The organism is Leptolyngbya sp. O-77, from assembly GCF_001548395.1.
In the GTDB taxonomy this organism is placed as follows: domain Bacteria; phylum Cyanobacteriota; class Cyanobacteriia; order Elainellales; family Elainellaceae; genus Thermoleptolyngbya.
In genome coordinates this window covers 2,061,277-2,078,461 of record NZ_AP017367.1, presented here as the reverse complement: position 1 = coordinate 2,078,461, position 17,185 = coordinate 2,061,277, and the positions used below count along the sequence as shown (strand labels likewise).

The following is a 17,185-nucleotide window of genomic DNA, read 5'->3' as shown; positions in this document are numbered from 1 at the left end:
ATCAAAGATTTTCTTTATGCCTTAAAGCGTTTGGTTGTCTGGGATACAGGAATTTGGATGATGAATTCGGTGTGGTGTCCTGGGACAGAATTGCAGCGGAGGATGCCGTGGTGGGTTTCGACGATGATTTGGTAGCACACGGTGAGTCCGAGACCTGTGCCCTGTCCGACGGGCTTGGTGGTGAAGAAGGGATCGAACAGGCGGGGTTTTAGATCTTCGGGGATGGCGGGGCCGTTGTTAGCGATGCAGATTTGGATCTGCCCGTCGGTGCGATCGCCCCCTTTTCCCTCTTTGCTGTTTTTTCCCTCTTCGTTTTCCAGATACCGAGTCTGGATATGGATCAGGAAAGGAGAGGAATCTGCCAGGAATCCGTTGGGAGCATGGGGGGACTGGAGAGCATCGATGGCGTTGTTGAGGATGTTCAGAAACACCTGGTTGAGTTGGCTGGGGTAGCACTCTACAGGCGGTAGATTGCCATAGTCGGTTATGACTTGAATGGCAGTGCCGTTAGCAGAAGTCTGAAGCCGGTGCTGCAAGATCAGCAGCGTGCTATCAATGCCGTGATGAATTTCGACTCGTTTTAGCCCCTCTTCGTCCATATGGGAAAAGGTGCGGAGTGAGAGGACGATGGTGCGGATGCGCTCAGCTCCGACCCGCATTGAATTGAGGAGTTTGGGCAGGTCGGCAGTGATGAACGGCAGGTCTAGGCTGGCTTGCGCGTCTTGGATAGGCTGTGGAAGGTGGGGAAGGTGCTGCTGATAGAGCGCGATGAGGTCGAGTAGGGATTGAGCGTATTGGCGGGCATGGGTGACGTTGCCGTAGATGAAGCTGATGGGATTGTTGATTTCGTGGGCGATGCCTGCGACGAGTTGCCCCAGACTGGACATTTTTTCGCTGTGGAGCAGTTGGGCCTGGGTTTCTCGCAATGCTTGGAGGGTGAGTTCGAGTTCTTCGGCTTTTTCGCGATAGCGCAGTTCCGATTGACGCAGGGCGGCTTCTTGCTGGAGGACTTGCTGGATGTGATCGCGCTCGCGCAGATATTGGAGCGATCGCTCTAGCAGTCGCCAGATAATGAGTCCCGACACTGTGCTTGCCACTAGCAGCGACAGGGCCAGATAGCGCAGGCCCAGCAGCATTTGTTGATACACGGGGCGGGGCGCATCGATCCGCAGCAGCATTGCAGGCCGACGGTGCAAGTCGTAGATGAGTCGGTAGGCAGCGATTTCGCGATTCGTCAGGGGCATGATGATCTCTGGCTCGCCTGCCTTGAGCCGAGCCAGAACTTGCTGATGGGCTGTGGAGGCTGGTGTCAGTGAATGCAGCGATAGCGACAGTTGAGTCGATTTGGAGAGCTTGGCAAGCTTATCGGCATCCAGTGTTTGTCCAAAAATGAAGCTGCCTACAGCCGGGCCGCTGCCATTGCTTCTTAGGATGGGGCGGCTGACGAGCAGCGTTAGCTGGCCAGAAATCAATACTACACCCTGAGGATTTAACGGCTCGCGTCCTGCCTGAAGCAACTTGGGCAGCGCAAGCAACGCATCCTCAAAGACTTCGTCGGCAGGGCTGGTAATTTGTCCGCTGGAATAGTCGTAGGTGGCGCTGTAGAGCAGTGTTTGGGAGTCGCGGGCGATCGCCAGCCAGTCCGCTTGGGTCGATGTAAAAGTCACATCGCCAATCGAATTGCTAACATAACCTGGCTTTTGACCCTGGGCATAGGCGTAGGTATCGTCCCAAGTCGCATAGTCTGTCGCAGCATTGCCAAGAATGTTGACTTGATTTTGAAGCGCTTGCTCGACTTGGTTTAGGTTTCTGGTGAGGGATAGTTTTTCAACCTGGCGGGCGCTGTTGAGGAGAATTGTCGATGAACTGACAAACAGCAGAGTGGTTATTCCTCCGAGAGCCAAGAAAATGCTAACTGGAAGCGGAACTCGCATGTATAAGGGGCGGCTTGAGAAACAGCGGAGCAAGGTTTCTAAATCCCGTGGGGGCTAAATCGAGAAGCGGCGAACTCATGGCAAGGCAGAACTGCCGACCGAAACGCAGCACAAGTCTAAGGTTCTGCTTCGGTGGTTCTTCGGACTTTCTCTGAATTCCTTAAGCTCAGAGTGCCCAGTCTGCTTAGAATGGGCGACATCGGTTGATAAAATGCCTACAGATAACCAAAACTACATCCTTTTCTATGGCTAGCCCGGAAATGTGCAATTCAGAAACGTCTCATCATGCGGGGGCTGACGCGGTAGACGAGGCGATCGCCCGTGGCATTGATTTTGACGGGTCGCCCATTCCTCAGCCAAAGCTTGAGTTATACAACCGAGTCATGGGGCTGGAAGCGGGGCGGCAGCGCAGCGGCGTGAGCAATACGATGCGATCGCGCATTGTCCGCATTGGCGCAAAGCATATTCCCCAGGAAGAGTTAAACCAAATGCTAATCGCGGCCGACTTTGCCCCACTGAAAGATAAAGAAATTGCTTTCTTTTATGGCGGCAAATCATAATAAACAAGCGTTACAGACCGCAGGGATTTGTCACCAAACGCTGTAATACTGTTAAGCAGGCAGTAAGCAGCTGGAGATCGAGCTGGGGAGCGTGCGATCGCCAGCCGCTTATTGCTCGCCAGAGTTTTTTAGAGATGAATTTTCCCAATGGTGCTTACTCCCAGCGCAATTGCGGCGATCGCCTATGGCTTCCTGACGCTGGTTGGCGGCATCCTTGGCTATCGACAGGCGGGCAGCCAGGCCTCGCTCATCTCCGGCGGCATCAGCGGTGTGCTGCTCCTTTTGTCAGGAATCTTGCAGGCGGCGGGCATACCCTGGGCGCGGGGTTTGGCCGCGCTGATCACTGGGGCACTGGTGGTCGTTTTTATTATGCGCTGGATGAAAACCCGAAAGCCAATGCCAGCCCTGCTGATGATCGTGGCAGGACTGGCATCGCTATTGGTGATTGGCTTTATCTTGTGACGGGCTTTATCGCGTCGTGAAACCGACTGAACCGGGATAACCTACACCGCACCCGCAGGCAGCAGACCCGTTGCCGCCAGGATTGAGTTCAAAATGGAGCTGACAATGGCCAGGGCGATCGCCCCCAGAATGGCGCTACCAATGCCCCAGCGCAAGCGAAAGCCCTGAGTCAGCAGCGCTGCCAGACCAAACACAATCACCGAACCCAGCAGCGGCACAATGCCCAGCGTGAACAGCCAGGAAGCCGTGCGAATAAACTGCGGAAACGCATACCAGATGCCATTGAGCAGTCCGATAATCGCCCCTGCAAATAGGGCAGCACCAGGGTTATCAATATCAATACCCAAAGGCAGCTTAGAAATAATCAGCAGGCTGATTGCCAGCACCAAAATTGAAATTAAAAGTCCAATCATAATCACTCCTACAAATCTACTGTCCAGAGACTCATTAAATCAGAAGGTCAGAAATCAACTCAAGAGACAAAGTGGAACCGAACAATCAAAGCTCACTTGATTAAAGTTGTCTCAAAAACAGGTGGTTGCCTGCAATCTTTCAGCTTTAGAGAATTTGCAAAACGAGCCTTTTTTCTAGCTGAAACTTGTCGTATGCTATGCCAATAATCTCACCAATTTAGCGCCTCAATTGGTAAAGAATTAAGACTTTAACGCATCTTCTAGCTTGCGAAGTACCGAGGCTTCGGCTTCGCTGATCTTCTCACCGCCGATGCCCAGAAAGCCACCCTCTTTTACAGCTTCGGCAACTTTGATGGCGATCGCCAATAGCCAGTCTTTGTACTCATTCGCCTGCACACCCGTCACCTTAGAGTCCAGCACCGCTTTGACTTTATCAAAATGGGCGATCGCCGCATTTCGTCCTTCGGATGCGTTTTTCAAATCACGAATATAGCGGAGAATTTGAAACTCCTTCTTCAGCAGTAGCGAATCAGCCGGAGTGCCGTCGGCCAGATCCAATTCGTTGAGTGCTGAGACCACTGAATTGACCAGCCCATCGGGCGGCAGATCCTGACGCTGCTGCTCAGCAGCGAGAGTCTGAACACCCGCCTGTACTTCTTTCATAAAAGAGACGGGATCGGTCTTGTCGGCCAGCGTCAGCGCAATAATTGCCTGCATAGGCGCTTGCGTTAAAACAGCCCACTCCTCTTCTGAAAAATATTGTTGCACCATAATTGTTTCCTCAAACGTTTCCTCTAGCTGCGCCCCAGAAAACCAACTGCAAAACAACCTGTTTTCTGAGGATAAATCCAACCACACCAGCAGGAGTCTTTAAAGATCTCAGTAATTTCCGTATGCATTAAAGCAGGATACTGGAAAACCCTGCTGTTTGTGTAGGTTTCCTGCGTACATTCGCGGTTGCAATTTTTTAGGCAGCGCAAAGCCGCTGGCAAGGCTCCAGTCTACGGGATGCTCGGTGCGTTGCAGCCCGCCGCGTCGGGAAATCCTAGCAGTTGCCCAACCGCAAAACAGCGAAACGGATTTTGGGGCACTGGCGGATCGCCTGCCGCGATCCAAACCTTGAGCCGCATGGGGTCGAAGATGGCCTGCCGCAATGCGCCGTTGCCGCCAGGACTGGCATCGTCGTCAAACAGATTGAAGGGGCTGGCTTCCATCGTGTCGGGATGAGTGCGATCGCGCAAAATTTCTGCCACCCCAGTCGGATCGATTTCGCCATAGCGAGAGCTAATGCCATCTGGCTCTAAAAGCTGCGCCAGTCGTCTAAAGCGGCGATCGCTGGAAATATTGATTGGCAAGGGCTGCCGCTCAAACATCTCCGGCAAAACAAAGTGATTGGTCGTGTAAAGCACGCCATTGTCCTGGAGGGGACGCACGCCCAGATGCTGCCCCGTAAACTCAAACACGCCCGCCTCCCGCGACTTGCCATCGGTAATCATGATAATATTGCCCCGCACACGAGGCTGGGTTTCCATGAGGCTGCGGGCTTCAGCAAAGCTGGTCGCCGTTTTCAAGATTTGCCCCATGATTTGCACATTGCTGCGACCCTCCAGCCTCAGTTCGCGAGTGTCGGCGGCGTGGGCAGTATCCAATCCCAACGAAATCCCTGCTATGTTTAGCCCAGAATTGGGCCAGATGACCCCTGGATAGGTGACAAATACATGGGGCAAGCCGTTGTCTGGCTGGCGCACAAACAGCACCGGATTGTAAACGACATAATCGACGGGTTTCTTATCGTTGTCAACGCTGCTGCCGTGATAGAGATAGCCGTCTTTCGTGGCGGCGTTGGTTGCCACAAATTGGTTACAGCCTTCCCAAAACAGTTCTCGCGGCAGCGTGTAGCCGAGAATTTCTTGAAACACATCGGCATAGGACATCATCATGCAAACGTCCGTATCCATGCCGATATCGCTGGCCGCATCGGCCATGCCCCGACATTCTTCCAGTAGTTCTGGAAAGGCTCGGTTTTTGGCCAGTCGCCCCAGTCCCAGACCTACGCCCGCCAGCCGAGCAATCCGCAGCGGACGCTCCCCAATGCTGGCGATTTCATCATGCAGTAGAGAGCCGTGCTGATAGCCCATGTCGTAGGGAGTTCCTGCCAGCCAGACGATTTTGATTAAGCCGCGCTCTTCCCGATGGGCAGGGACGGGCTGCCAGTTGGCGGGCAAAAAGGCGGCAACTTTTTCGGGGGCGATCGCCACTTCGGGTACGGATGGATTTGGCGCTGCCGTGTCGCAATCGCAGACGATTTCTGCGGCCGAAGCTTGCAGATTCAGCAGCCACGACTCGAAGGCGATCGCCCCTTCCGAAGTTTCTGATTCGGAAATCGCCCGCTGAACGAGCTTGCTAATGCGAATCAGCCGTCCCCCGTTTAGCACAATTTGCGAGGTCGGGTAGCGCTGCAACAGCTCCAGCAGGGTGAACTGATTATCGCCAGCAGCCGACAGCACCAGCATAGACCGCAACGCCTGGATATTGGCGCGGTCGGACGGGGTTTGAATCACGTCGCCAATCTTGAACAGCACGTATTCACCCAGCAGAGAATTCAGGTCTTCATCCAGGTCTGTGGCGCTGGCAGCAACTTTGTGGCTGAGCGCCTGCCGCAGTTCATCGGGGGCAATCCTGGCAATTCGCAGCATCGACCGCCAGCCCGGCGAAAGATAGCCCGTTTCGGCAAAGGTGGTGAGGTCGCCAATGCTAATCGACGGGCGCAGCGGCCCCAGCGCAATCACCAGCCGCCGATTGGCATAGTTGGGCAGCGGCGGCGCAGCTTGAGCCAGTTGAACGGTAGCCGCCCTAGACTGGGGCGCAGCGGCAGGAGCAGCAGCCAGAGCAGCAACCCGTTTTGCATCCGGCTCGGCCGATTTTGACGGGGCGATCGCCCTGTTCAAATTAGCAAACGCCCTCTCTACCTGGGCCCTGGCTTGGGTCGTTGCGCGGTCTGCATTGCAGTCACACACTATCTCCGGCAGCACCGCCTCCACCACCCGCAGCACGGGCAGCAGCCGATCCACCACCAGCTCTGTGTCTGTGTAGGCTTGTTCCAGCCGTCCCACTTCCATCCGCACGGCGGGCTGGGGATAGTATTGCAGCAGCTCCAGCACCGAGAACTGACCGTCGTTTCGCAGAGCGCGACGAAAGGCCGTTTCAACGTCGTTGAGCCGTTCGCTGCCGAGGGGGTCGCCCAGGGTTTTGTTGACCTGGAGGAAGATGAAGCTGCGTTCTGGCAAGGCATCCAGGTTGGCGATCGCCGTCTCTCGCGTTAGCCAGCGGTGCAGATCTTCTGGGTCGATATCTGCCGCAGTTAGAAACGCTTGAGTCGGCTCGGACAGGGTTTTCTGCGTTGCGAAGGTGGCGAGTTCGGCATAGGGAACCGACAGCCGCTGATCTCGAAACTGGAGAATCACCGTTTGGGCGGCGCTGACGCGATGAATCATCAGCAGGTTGAGCAGTAGGCTCAGCAGCAGCCCCACGCCCAGTCCTACGCCTAATTTCACAGAAGGACGATGAAACATCCGCCGCAGTGGCAAGAACTGGGCGATCGCCCCTTCTCTCACCCCTCGAAAACCACGAAAGTTATACCCCATAAGTATCTCAATCTCTCAATCGACTCAATTAAGAATTCAAATGCAGACCTTTGAACTTGAAATTTGCGACCTGGGTCAGTCGATTTTGGCTCTCAATTCTTAAACCAAATTCCTAAACGTAATCCTCAAAAGGGTCTATCTCCATGCGAGCATCGCCCTTGAGATTGCTCGTCAAAACATCCGTAGTGTAAGTGAAATTTGTCAGTAAAGTATCGAGCACATCTGGCGAAGATATGTATCACCTTGTAAAATTCTGCGAGAAGCGATGCTTGAAAGCAGCAGCCCAAAAAAGGCGCAAATTGGCTGACCTCCGGCTATTTCTATCGCAAGGCTGAGCCATTCTTTGCAATACTTCCTGACTTCAGGTGTATTTCTTCCACAATTCATAATGTGGTTTATTGCCATTAGTAGATTTCCGCTGGTTTACCTGCCAATGCGCCTTTGAGTCGTGCGGCGATCGCATCCAGTGTTGAGGAAAGTCTTCTGAGGAGTGAGTATATGCAACCCGATCTGCAATCTACCCGTCGATGGCAGCGCCTATTGCTGTCATGCAGTGTGCTAGTGTCTACGGTCATTGTGGGTGGACAGGTGGCCGTCGCCGCGGCCGCGATCGCCGTAGAACCGACTACTACAGAGTCAGTTGCCGCAGAATCGATCAGTAAATCTGGCATTCGGGCGATCGCCACTGAGTCAGCCGCCCCGGTTGATAGCATGACTCCCGCACTTTCAACTACTCCTCCTGATCGCTCGCTGGATGCCGAAAATCTGCCTGGCGAATGGCTGGAATCCGTCAAAGTTGGGACTGAAACGACTGTTTCTCCTGCACCCGCAAGCGGAGTTACTCCAGAAGAAGGACTTGTTGCCGAACCGATTACCGAATTCACTACTGCACCTGTCACTCCCCCTAGTCGAGAGCGCCGCAGTCGGGGTCTATCGAAGCTGCCGAAATTGAGGTTCCGACGGGCACTGCCGCAGATCTGGGAACCGATGCCCACCAATCGGGCGATCGCCAATACCGATGTAGAGCTTGATCCAGACCTATCCCGATCCCGGCTTCTCAGTTCCCGCCCCCCATCGAAATTTGCTCAAACGGGCCCCCCGCGAAGTCCGCTATGTCTTCAGCTACATCGGTGTAGGGGTCAACCTGGGCATTGCGGGCGATGCCGCCATCGGCGACACCAGCTTTGCCGTCCTCAGCAAAATTGCCCCTCAATCCCCTACCCTCTCCCTGCGTCCCAGCCCTGCTGATCGAAGACGATGTGAGCGTTCTTGTTCCTGTTACCTACGACTTTGGCATTGCCGGGGCCAGGCGCGGGGCATTGCGCCCTTTTGCGGGGGCTGGGCCTCACCTTTTCCACGGGCGACGACAACAACGTGGACTTCCTGCTAACGGGCGGGCTAGATTTTCCGATCAACAGTTCGCTGGTGGCGACGGCATCCGCCAACCTTGCACCCTTCGGCGATGAAGTAGACTTTGGCATCCTGCTGGGGTTGGGCTACACCTTTAGCGCCCGTCGGGCTGTGGTGTGCGTCGTCCCCACAATCGCCGATGTGCAAGATGCGGTCGGCGGCACGGCTGATGCGCTTGGCCGCAGGTCCCGCGTCAACCCCCCAGCTTCATTGGGCGCTGGGGGCAAACCTGGGCATCGGCGGCGACTCTGCGCTGGGTAACACCAGCTTTGCCATCCTGAGCAAGTTTGCCCTGGGCCGCACGCTGTCGATTCGTCCAGGGCTGCTAATTGAAGACGACGTAGAAGTGTTGCTGCCTGTTACCTTTGACCTAGAACCCATTCGGACGGGATACGCAACGCTGGCTCCCTACGTTGGCGCAGGGCTTGCCTTCTCCTTTGGCGACGACAGCGAAGTAGACCTGCTGGTGACGGGCGGTTTCGATATCCCCGTCACGTCTTCTTTGGCGCTGACGACGGGCATCAATTTTGGGCTGTTTGACAGCTTTGACGTGGGCGCAACGCTGGGCCTGGTCTACACCTTCTCGCCTTACTAAGGGACGATTAGAAAACTGTTTGTAGTGCTGACTTCAGTCAGCCCGCTGAAGTAGGGACGACAAACTTAAATGATGATAGGCTGATGCTCCATATCGAACGCTCATAAAGCAAGGCGCTGTGCGAGGAATGTCTATCGCGCAGCGCCTTGGGAGCATTTTAGATTAGGAAAACAAACCGAGATTAGGCAAAGTAGGTGGCGCCAGGCAATACGCCCAGCGCTGCATGTCCTTCTGCAAGAGATGCACCAGTGAGATTGACTACAAGGTCATCCTTGGCGCTGAAGCTGGCGGAGCCATTATTGGCGGCCAGGTATAGCTCTCGCTTCCACCGAAACATCACCGCTTCGTTGGCTTTGAGCGCCTGACGGCCGCCTCGCTTGTGGTTTTTGTCGGCGTAGGCAAGCTTAACGGCATCTTCCAGGGTTTTCGCCTTGATGCGGCCTGCATTAAACAACGCCTTAGGACGGTTTAGCGTGGTCAAGCTGTTGTCAAAGTCGAACACGAGGCGATCGCCCTCCAGCACATTGAAATCCAGAATGCGATCGGGCGCAGTGATTCTCGACTGCTTGAACGCCCTTGCCCTGCCGCCCCCGCGCTATAGACAAACCAATCGGCTCCTGTGCCGCCGACCAGCGTATCGCCGCCCGTTCTGCCCAGCAGGATGTCGCCGCCGCCTTCGCCCCGCAGAACGTCTGTCCCCGCAGTGCCCAGCAGGATGTCATTTGCCGCCGTGCCCGTGATTTCAGTAGGCGGATCGAGCGGCGTGCCCGTAGCGCCAAACTCCACCGCGCCAATGTCGATCTTGCTGTCGCGGGTGCGGCCAAGCTGGTCGGTGGTCGGTGCGCCGGAACTGGTGCCTGTGTTGATCGCGGCGCTGCCGTCTAACAGCGGGTGAAACAGCAGAAACCCGCCGCTCGCTTGCTGCAAATCGCCCAGCTTGGGGTCGGCGATGCGGATGCCAGAAAACACGAGGTTGCTGCTGCTTGAGCCGCCCGCAAAGGTGGAAAATTGCAGGTTGCCGCCGCCGTTAGTAAACGTGCCGCTGCTCTGCTGCTGGATATTCCAACTGTTGCCGCCGTTGGCTGCGGTGTTGTTAAAAAAGACGGTGTTTCGTAGCGTAGCGGTGTTGCCGCCTGCCACCGAAACGCCGCCACCGACCCAGCCTGCGGTATTGAGGGCGATCGTAGTGTTGACGATCGTGGCGTTGTTATACAGCGCCATGCCGCCCCCCACGTTGCTGGAGCTGCGCCCCGTGACGGCGTTTCCAGAAAAGGTGCTGTTGGTAATGGTGGCGGGCGCTTTCATCGTCCAGATGCCGCCGCCCTGGCCCGTGGCGCTGTTGCCGACGATCGCCGTGGTGCTGATCGTCAAGCCCCGGTTTAGATCGTTGCTCATGACCACGATCGCCCCGCCGTTGCCGCCGTTACCCTGGGGCAGTGCCGTCACCGAGTTGTCTTTGAACAGGCTGCCCGTAATGGTGACGCTATCTTGCTTGCCCGTGTAGAGGTAGGCTGCGCCGCCTTCGCCCTTGCCTTTGTTGCCCTCAAACACGCTGCCTGTGATGCGGATAAAGCCGGACGCTTCGCTGGTGGAACTGGCGCGGTCGGTGTAGATTGCGCCGCCAAACCCCCGCAAAAACGGGTTGGGCTTGCCTGTGTCGTAAAAAGCAGCCGTGGTGCTGTTGTTGAGGAACTTGGAATTCTCAATTGTGAGCTTGCCGTTGAGGCTGTTGATCGCGCCGCCGTTGATGCCCTGGTTGTTAACAAACTCGCTGTTTTTCACCGTCAGCGGGCCGGGGCCCCAAAAGGCGATCGCCCCAGCACCGCGCTCATCATTGCCCCGCAGTCGCCTTGTTGCCTGTGAACTTGCTGCCCCGTCACCGTCAGCGAGCCTTCAAAGGCGCTGAACACCGCGCCGCCGCCCTTGTTGGCCACGTTGTTGGTAAAGACGACGTTTTCCAGCGTCAGCCGGCCCTGGTGTTCCGTGGCGATCGCCCCGCCGCGCTCGGTCGTGAAGCCGTTGGTCAGGGTCAGATTTTTCACTGACAGGCTGGTGGGCTGCACCCGAGGTCGATTGCAGGTTAAAAAATGCGTGACTTGTTGTTGCCACTAATTTTTAGCCCAGCCGCAGTGCTGCCGTCGATGGTCAGATTTTTGCCAGCGGGAATGTTGATCTGGCCGCTGGTGAGGGTGATGGTTTGCCCGGCCAGGCTGCTGGCAAAGCGAATCGTGCTGCCGCTGGTGGCTTGGGCGATCGCCGCCCGCAAAGACCCGGCACCGCTATCGGCCGTCGTCGTAACCGTAATGATCGTGGACATGAGTGTTCCCTATCTGATGGTTAGCTGTAGGAAATGCACGCGAAATGCACAAAAATAAACCAGCGAGAAATCAATCTGAAGTACGCGAACGTGAACGCTGATCTGATGGTTCAGATCAAATTCAGATCAAATTCAGATCAAATTCAGATCAAATTCAGATCAATCAGTAGATGCACATGGAACCTAATCAACCGAGTCAGGAAACACAACTTTGAACCAGGCAACATGAACCTAATTGGCTTTCCATAAACGCTTCGATTCGTTCAGAAAAATTGCCAACCGGCTCATCATTTTTTCACCTAAGTGAAAACTGTTTGCACAGGCAGCACACCCGCCCGCTGCTGGCGCTGCGACAGCGCGATCGCCGTCAGATCGATTACGCCATCCTGTTTTGCCCCAAAGCCTGCGCCCTCTGCGTTGATCGAGAGCAGCGTGCGGCTGCCCCAAGAAAACAGCACCGCCTCTCCAATCGCCAGGGCTTGCTTGCCCGCCTGTTGCTGGTTTTTGTCGGCGTAGGCAGCGGCGATCGCCCCCCTCAGCGTGCTGCCCCTGCACGGTTCCCCGCATGGAACAGGTTCTTGGGCAACACCGATTCGCCGTTGACTTCGATCAGGAGGCGATCGCCCTCAGCAGGACTGAAATCGGTAATGCGATCTGGTCTGGCTAGCCGCGTGCCCGCCAGCGCCGATTTGAGGGTTGCTCCAACGTAGACAAATGTGTCAGCGCCCGCACCACCCGTCAGCACATCTTTGCCCGCACCACCCCACAACAGATCGTTGCCGTCATTGCCCAGCAGCGTGTCGCTGCCCGTGCTACCTACCAGCCAGTCGTCTCCAGCGCTGCCTTCCCACCGCAGCCCCCGACCAAACTCGACCGCACCGACATCAGGCTGGGCATCCCGGCTCAGCCCCCGCTGGTCTGTCCGAGGTGCGCCTGCGCCCGTTCCTGTGTTGATGGCGGGGCTACCGGCTAGCAGTGCGTGGGTCTGCCCCAATCCGCCGTTTGCCTGGAGGGAACCGAGCTTTGGGTCGATGATGCGAGAGTTGCCCACAACACGCGGATCGTCTTTACTTTGCAGCCCTGGAAATTCGATATTGCCGCCACCGTCAATCAGCGGTCTGCGCGTTTGAACGCGAGTCTTCCAGGGATTGCTGGCAGTATTGAACGCAACGATGGAGTTTTTGAGCGTAATGGACTGGTCGCCCATCCAAAACGCGCCACCCTGGAACCCAGCGTGATTGTAGGCAACGGTGACATGGGTCAGCGTTGTGGCAGACGTGGTGCGGTTGCCAAACATGATTGCGCCGCCCAGCCCGCCGCCGTTGCCATCGTCGGCGCGATTGCCCGAAAAAGTTGTGTTCACGATGGTCGTTGGCGATGACTCGCCCACCCATAGCCCGCCCCCCTGGCCTTGGGCGGTGTTGTTGGCCAGTGTGCTGTTCCGTAGGGTCAAACTCGGCGTTGCCGTGGCGCAGCCCGCCGCCGCCCAGCGCCTCGCCATCAGCACCCAGGAATCACAGTATTTGCCGACAATCGCGCAGTTTTCAATCAGCACCTTGTCGGGCGGGTAGGCAAAGAGAAACAGTCCGCCGCCTTGGGCCGCGCCGCGATTGTTTTCAAAGCGGCTGTTACGGAGTGTGATTTGACCGCCAATGGGGCCATAGCTGCCATTCGGGCCAGAGGCATTGGCCCCGTCGGTGTAGATCGCACCACCGTAGCCGCTGACACCCCGTTGAGATGCGCCTGGTGTGGAGTCATTGCCACGAAAGATCGAATTTTCAACGGTTAGCTCACCGAGGAGGCTATTGATTGCGCCGCCGTTAATGCCGCGATTGCGGAGAAACCGGCTGTGGCGGACGGTCAGCACGCCGCCGCTTTTGGTGCCGATCGCCCCCCCGCCTCGTTCATTTCTGGCGAGCGTGCCGTCATTGGCGATGAACGTGCTGCCCTGTACGAGCGTCCGCCCGCGAAATCCGGTGTAGATTGCCCCGCCAAAGCCAGCTGCGTTTTCCTGAAAGCGACACCGAATTACCGTCAGTTCACTGCTATTGCTCGTCAAGATTGCGCCGCCGCCGCCCGATTGTTCGGTATTGCCTGTCGCACGCCCGTGCTTGAAAGCTAGATCCCGCACGGTCACTTTGGCGTTGTCCCCAACCTGCAAGATGCGGCTGGTGCGGTTGCCGCTGAGGGTGATGCCGGGGGCTGCTGAGCCGTCTATCGTGATCGAGCGGTTGATGGTGAGCTGACCGCTGGTCAGGGTGATGGTCTTTCCCTGGAGGCTGGCGGCAAAGCGGATGGTGGCTCCGTTGGTGGCCTGGGCGATCGCCGCCCGCAAAGATCCCGCACCGCTGTCAGCGGTCGTGGTCACCGTGATGATTGTAGACATGAATGTTTCCTTTCTGAGGGTTAGCTGGAAAGGGTGCAACCAGAGATTGACACGCTAGAAATCGTCCTGAGGAATGTCAAAGCAAAGGCTTAGCAGATAAATTCATGAATATGTATGGGAACCAATCAGCCAGGACAGGAGACGCAAAAGGGAGAGGATGATGCAGACTTTGATTCACTCTGTCAGAACATCCATGCTCATCCAGAAGGCAGGCAAGAAGACGGTCAATTTGCCTGCCCATCGTTTTCCTTGACAAAGGAAGATTCTGTATTAATGTTGAACTTTTTGTCACTGACACGGGAACGAATCAATCATCGCTTTTGCAAACAAAAATGCAGCGTTCATCATTCCAGATTCGGTTCTTTCAATTTCAGGAAATTAAATTGCACCAAATCGGTCTTTAGAACGTGACTGGGTTCATTGGGTAGACGCAAAGCGCAGGATTTTGTTCACGATAAAACGAAATGGCGATCGCCCTGCTCAACTCAATCTCAACTCAATTAAGATCCTGCAAAAATTGCCGTAAAAATACTGAGACAGGAATCCTGGATGATGCCCCAGACGCAGAGTAATGATTCAAGAACTCACGATTAAACGGGAATTCTTGACTGCTCGAAATATGAAATGGGATACGAACTTCGTCTTGTTTTACGATGCAAGAAGCATTCAAGAAACGAATCAAAAAGCACCCAAAAGTCTGGACTAGGGGATAAGGAAAGCGAGTAGACCGCGTAAATTAACACCCCAAGCAATTACTAAGAAACGCAGTCTAGAGTGGACGGTAGAGAAGTCCAGCGAGCGATCTTTCAGAAACCCTGATTAAAAGAATGGGTGGAAGATCCTAACAGAGAAAATGGCTAATGAACATGACCAGATCTGCTAGAACGAGGCACCCGATCTGATTCCACGCTTTCATTAATAGCCCACACCATGCCTAAAACATTCCGTGAAACCGCTGAAAATGTTTATTTTTCAGCATTGTTAATTGCCACCTGCATTTCTGCGACAACTGTTGTCAGCCACTTCGTCAATTACTCCGGATATGGCACACACCTCAGCACATCTCTACGCTAGAGCGGCTACCGATAGGCAGCAACCTCCAAAGTTAACGTTTTCTATCGACCTGAGTAAATTAGGCCCGTCGCGCTGAAAGGTAAGTTATTCCCCTTTGCATGAGGAGCCGTTTCTATGTCTGCGTCTGCTGAATCATCTGGGTTGAAAGTTTGTCCTGCCTGCGGGGTCAAGATTGCCCCCGGCGGCATCACGGGCGATCGCGTCCTGTTTTCTGCCGGCCCACCGGGCACTCGCGCCACCCTCTGGACTCGCGTCTGTCAGTATGCCAAGCGCCCTGGCTGCATCAACAAGGATCAGGGTCAGAGTAGCGGGGGGACGGGGTGACAGGGGTTGGAATCGTAGAACCCGTTTCTCTGACTCCCTAACTTTATTCCCTGACTTCACCGCTCCCCTGCCCAATCGCCCACTTCATCTGGCTTAGCACGCCCCGCAGCATTGCCACCTCTGGCTCTGAAAGCTGGGCCCGCAGAAACAGGCGGCGAAATTTTTCCATGCGACTGGCGGCGGTGTGCGGGTAGAGGTAGCCAATGTCGAGCAGCAATGCTTCGAGCTGGTTGAAGTAGGCTTCCAGGGTGTCGAGGGAGGCAGTCGGCGCAGTTGCAGAGTGGGGGTTGCTCTCGCCTGCTGCGACTTTGTTGATTGCTGGATTGATTGCTTTATCAATTCCTTTGTCGATTCCGTCGCCACCTCCTGCCTGCGGGCTGCGGACTGCGGACTGGCGACCTATAGACAGTTCGTAGCAGCAGACGGCGACGGCCTGGGCCAGGTTCATAGAGGCATAGGCCTCGCTGGTGGGAATTTGCACGAAGCGCTGGGCCAGGTTGAGTTCGGCGTTGGTGAGGCCAGAGTCTTCGCGGCCGAAGATGAGGGCGGCGGCGGGCAGCGTGCCGTCAGAGAGGGGCGATCGCAGCCAGGGGAGGCAGTCTCGCGGCGACTCTAGATGGATGGGCAACGTCGTGCGATCGCGCCCGGTGGTGGCAACCGCTCGCTGGCAGCCCGTCAGCGCTTCCGATAGCGTTGCGACCGGGTGGGCAGACTCTAGCAGGTCGGCGGCGTGGACGGCCAGCAGCCGCGCTTCGGCGCTGAGCGGGTCGCACTGCGGATTCACCAAGACCAACTGCCGCAGCCCAAAGTTTTTCATGACGCGGGCGATCGCCCCTACATTCAGCGGCCCAGCAGGTTCCACCAGCACAATGCGGATCTGCTCCAGCCCAGAGTTCACGATCTTTTCCACGGCAACAGTAGTCGGCTCATTAATAATTGGCTCATTAATAATTGGCTCATTAATAATTGGCTCATTAATAATTGGCTCATTAATCTAGCAGGCTGGGATTTTCGTTCAAAATGCGGGCGCGGCGGCGACGGGCCACATCTTGCATGTCGATGATGTAGTCGGTTTCATCCACGATTTCACCCGTAATGACTTCCAGCACATCTTCCAGCGTAATCACGCCCGCCACACCCCCATATTCATCGACCACCACGGCCAGATGTTCGCGGCTGGTTTGAAACGATCGCAGCAGGCGATCGGCCCGCAGGCTCATGGGCACAAACCAGGCTTTGCGAACAAAGGAGGAAATAGGGCGATCGCCCTGCCCCTCAATCAGCGCCGTCAGCAGTTCATGTCGCAGCGCAATCCCCAGCACCTCATCGATCGTCTCACCAATCACCAGCAGGCGATTATGCTGCGAATCAACAATATCGGGCTTAGAAGCCTCTAGCGTCTGCTGCCCTTCTAGATACGTGATCGCCACGCGGGGGGTCATCAGCTTGCCCGCCGTAGCATCATTGAGCGCAAACACACGGCGAATCATTTCTGCCTCGTCGTCTTCGATTACGCCTTCATCACGGCCAATGATGGTCAAAAGCTGAATTTCCGCTTCATTGGTCGTAGGGCGATGGCTGTTGCCGACAAACGGAGCCGTCACCTGCTCCAGCAGCAACACTACGGGGGTAAACGCTCGCGTCAGCCAAGTAAGCGGAATGGCTACCAGTAGGGAAATGCTCTCGGCGTTGCGTTCGCCAATGGTTTTTGGCAAAATTTCCCCAAAAATAATGATTAAAAACGTTAAAACGCCAGAAAAAATTCCAATCATCGTGCTACTTAGCACAGACGCGGCCAGCGAGCCGATGACAATGCTACCCAAAATGTTGAACAGGTTGTTGAAGATTACCAGCGTGGCAATCGGTCGATTCATCTTCTCTCGAATCGCCAGCAGCGCCCTGGCAGAAGCCCGGTTAGAAGACTGCGCCAGTTGTCGCACTTTGAGGATCGGCATCGACAGCAGGGCTGCCTCGGTGCAAGAACAAAGCGCAGACCCACAAATGACAAACAGCGTGACAGTCAACAGCGGCAACATGGCAAGAAGATTAACCGGGGTTGAAGGTGC

The 17,185-nt window shown here is 55.8% G+C and carries 19 protein-coding genes; 5 read left to right on the top strand and 14 right to left on the bottom strand.

Going from position 1 to position 17,185, the window contains the following annotated elements; genetic code table 11:
- Positions 1–14: 14 nt before the first annotated feature.
- Entirely contained in the window at positions 15–1,904 is a 1,890-nt protein-coding gene (locus tag O77CONTIG1_RS08860) for a CHASE4 domain-containing protein (RefSeq protein WP_172799654.1), read from the bottom strand.
- A 275-nt stretch (positions 1,905–2,179) separates the two neighbouring features.
- Here O77CONTIG1_RS08860 and O77CONTIG1_RS08855 point away from each other — a divergent pair, with 275 nt between their 5' ends.
- On the top strand, positions 2,180–2,494 hold the full coding sequence (locus tag O77CONTIG1_RS08855; protein ID WP_225894725.1) for a DUF4090 family protein: 315 nt from the start codon (positions 2,180–2,182) through the stop codon (positions 2,492–2,494).
- Between the two features lie 147 nt (positions 2,495–2,641).
- The gene (locus O77CONTIG1_RS08850) at positions 2,642–2,956 is read left to right on the top strand and encodes a TMEM14 family protein (RefSeq protein ID WP_068509863.1); all 315 of its coding nucleotides are present in this window, start codon (positions 2,642–2,644) and stop codon (positions 2,954–2,956) included.
- A 41-nt stretch (positions 2,957–2,997) separates the two neighbouring features.
- Here the strand turns inward: O77CONTIG1_RS08850 and O77CONTIG1_RS08845 are convergent, their stop codons facing one another.
- The 5 genes from O77CONTIG1_RS08845 to O77CONTIG1_RS24370 form a co-directional block, all read right to left on the bottom strand.
- Positions 2,998–3,369, bottom strand: a complete 372-nt coding sequence (locus O77CONTIG1_RS08845; protein WP_068509860.1) for a phage holin family protein — start codon at positions 3,367–3,369, stop codon at positions 2,998–3,000.
- 240 nt (positions 3,370–3,609) lie between these two features.
- Positions 3,610–4,140 carry a hypothetical protein gene (locus O77CONTIG1_RS08840; protein ID WP_068516282.1) on the bottom strand — a complete coding sequence of 177 codons (531 nt, stop codon included), beginning with the start codon at positions 4,138–4,140 and terminating at the stop codon, positions 3,610–3,612.
- Between the two features lie 230 nt (positions 4,141–4,370).
- Positions 4,371–7,013: a C45 family autoproteolytic acyltransferase/hydolase gene (locus tag O77CONTIG1_RS08835; RefSeq protein ID WP_068509859.1), complete on the bottom strand. Its 2,643-nt coding sequence runs from the start codon at positions 7,011–7,013 to the stop codon at positions 4,371–4,373.
- Positions 7,014–7,417: 404 nt separating this feature from the next.
- A complete protein-coding gene (locus O77CONTIG1_RS24375) occupies positions 7,418–7,726 on the bottom strand; it encodes a hypothetical protein (RefSeq protein ID WP_156435078.1) in 309 nt (102 codons plus the stop codon).
- A gap of 344 nt (positions 7,727–8,070) precedes the next feature.
- Positions 8,071–8,226, bottom strand: coding sequence for a hypothetical protein (locus O77CONTIG1_RS24370; protein ID WP_156435076.1), 156 nt, complete (start codon positions 8,224–8,226; stop codon positions 8,071–8,073).
- Positions 8,227–8,303: 77 nt separating this feature from the next.
- Between O77CONTIG1_RS24370 and O77CONTIG1_RS24365 the strand changes: the two genes are divergently transcribed.
- Positions 8,304–8,684, top strand: coding sequence for a hypothetical protein (locus O77CONTIG1_RS24365; RefSeq protein WP_156435074.1), 381 nt, complete (start codon positions 8,304–8,306; stop codon positions 8,682–8,684).
- Complete coding sequence (locus O77CONTIG1_RS08830) at positions 8,599–9,018, top strand: hypothetical protein (RefSeq protein ID WP_156435073.1); 420 nt, start codon at positions 8,599–8,601, stop codon at positions 9,016–9,018. The genes O77CONTIG1_RS24365 and O77CONTIG1_RS08830 overlap by 86 nt, the downstream gene beginning before the upstream one ends.
- A 181-nt stretch (positions 9,019–9,199) precedes the next feature.
- Here O77CONTIG1_RS08830 and O77CONTIG1_RS08825 read toward each other — a convergent pair whose 3' ends face one another.
- The 6 genes from O77CONTIG1_RS08825 to O77CONTIG1_RS08800 form a co-directional block, all read right to left on the bottom strand.
- Positions 9,200–9,541 carry a bluetail domain-containing putative surface protein gene (locus O77CONTIG1_RS08825; RefSeq protein ID WP_156435071.1) on the bottom strand — a complete coding sequence of 114 codons (342 nt, stop codon included), beginning with the start codon at positions 9,539–9,541 and terminating at the stop codon, positions 9,200–9,202.
- Complete coding sequence (locus tag O77CONTIG1_RS25455) at positions 9,496–10,800, bottom strand: choice-of-anchor Q domain-containing protein (RefSeq protein ID WP_068509851.1); 1,305 nt, start codon at positions 10,798–10,800, stop codon at positions 9,496–9,498. The genes O77CONTIG1_RS08825 and O77CONTIG1_RS25455 overlap by 46 nt, the downstream gene beginning before the upstream one ends.
- Positions 10,801–10,802: 2 nt before the next feature.
- Positions 10,803–11,081 carry a hypothetical protein gene (locus tag O77CONTIG1_RS25450; RefSeq protein ID WP_068509849.1) on the bottom strand — a complete coding sequence of 93 codons (279 nt, stop codon included), beginning with the start codon at positions 11,079–11,081 and terminating at the stop codon, positions 10,803–10,805.
- Positions 11,082–11,098: 17 nt separating this feature from the next.
- Positions 11,099–11,335 (bottom strand): hypothetical protein, encoded by a 237-nt coding sequence (locus O77CONTIG1_RS25445; RefSeq protein ID WP_068509847.1) that lies wholly within the window; start codon positions 11,333–11,335, stop codon positions 11,099–11,101.
- 299 nt (positions 11,336–11,634) lie between these two features.
- On the bottom strand, positions 11,635–11,793 hold the full coding sequence (locus tag O77CONTIG1_RS24360; protein WP_156435069.1) for a bluetail domain-containing putative surface protein: 159 nt from the start codon (positions 11,791–11,793) through the stop codon (positions 11,635–11,637).
- 77 nt (positions 11,794–11,870) lie between these two features.
- Positions 11,871–13,721: a choice-of-anchor Q domain-containing protein gene (locus O77CONTIG1_RS08800; protein ID WP_068509844.1), complete on the bottom strand. Its 1,851-nt coding sequence runs from the start codon at positions 13,719–13,721 to the stop codon at positions 11,871–11,873.
- 1,188 nt (positions 13,722–14,909) lie between these two features.
- On the opposite strand from O77CONTIG1_RS08800, the gene O77CONTIG1_RS08795 reads away from it, so the two are divergent.
- On the top strand, positions 14,910–15,119 hold the full coding sequence (locus tag O77CONTIG1_RS08795) for a hypothetical protein (RefSeq protein ID WP_068509842.1): 210 nt from the start codon (positions 14,910–14,912) through the stop codon (positions 15,117–15,119).
- 43 nt (positions 15,120–15,162) lie between these two features.
- Here the strand turns inward: O77CONTIG1_RS08795 and O77CONTIG1_RS08790 are convergent, their stop codons facing one another.
- Both O77CONTIG1_RS08790 and O77CONTIG1_RS08785 read right to left on the bottom strand, forming a co-directional pair.
- Positions 15,163–16,029, bottom strand: a complete 867-nt coding sequence (locus O77CONTIG1_RS08790) for an RNA methyltransferase (RefSeq protein ID WP_286132632.1) — start codon at positions 16,027–16,029, stop codon at positions 15,163–15,165.
- 79 nt (positions 16,030–16,108) lie between these two features.
- Complete coding sequence (locus O77CONTIG1_RS08785; RefSeq protein WP_068509840.1) at positions 16,109–17,155, bottom strand: hemolysin family protein; 1,047 nt, start codon at positions 17,153–17,155, stop codon at positions 16,109–16,111.
- Positions 17,156–17,185: the final 30 nt, after the last annotated feature.

Excerpts from the sequence above, each read along its gene's own strand:
- O77CONTIG1_RS08800 (WP_068509844.1), bottom strand. The coding sequence starts at position 13,721 with ATGTCTACAATCATCACGGTGACCACGACCGCTGACAGCGGTGCGGGA.
- O77CONTIG1_RS25445 (WP_068509847.1), bottom strand. The coding sequence starts at position 11,335 with ATGTCCACGATCATTACGGTTACGACGACGGCCGATAGCGGTGCCGGG.
- O77CONTIG1_RS08835 (WP_068509859.1), bottom strand. The coding sequence starts at position 7,013 with ATGGGGTATAACTTTCGTGGTTTTCGAGGGGTGAGAGAAGGGGCGATC.
- O77CONTIG1_RS08795 (WP_068509842.1), top strand. The coding sequence starts at position 14,910 with ATGTCTGCGTCTGCTGAATCATCTGGGTTGAAAGTTTGTCCTGCCTGC.
- O77CONTIG1_RS08850 (WP_068509863.1), top strand. The coding sequence starts at position 2,642 with ATGGTGCTTACTCCCAGCGCAATTGCGGCGATCGCCTATGGCTTCCTG.
- O77CONTIG1_RS08840 (WP_068516282.1), bottom strand. The coding sequence starts at position 4,140 with ATGGTGCAACAATATTTTTCAGAAGAGGAGTGGGCTGTTTTAACGCAA.
- O77CONTIG1_RS08855 (WP_225894725.1), top strand. The coding sequence starts at position 2,180 with ATGGCTAGCCCGGAAATGTGCAATTCAGAAACGTCTCATCATGCGGGG.
- O77CONTIG1_RS08845 (WP_068509860.1), bottom strand. The coding sequence starts at position 3,369 with ATGATTGGACTTTTAATTTCAATTTTGGTGCTGGCAATCAGCCTGCTG.
- O77CONTIG1_RS08785 (WP_068509840.1), bottom strand. The coding sequence starts at position 17,155 with ATGTTGCCGCTGTTGACTGTCACGCTGTTTGTCATTTGTGGGTCTGCG.
- O77CONTIG1_RS24375 (WP_156435078.1), bottom strand. The coding sequence starts at position 7,726 with ATGCTATCAACCGGGGCGGCTGACTCAGTGGCGATCGCCCGAATGCCA.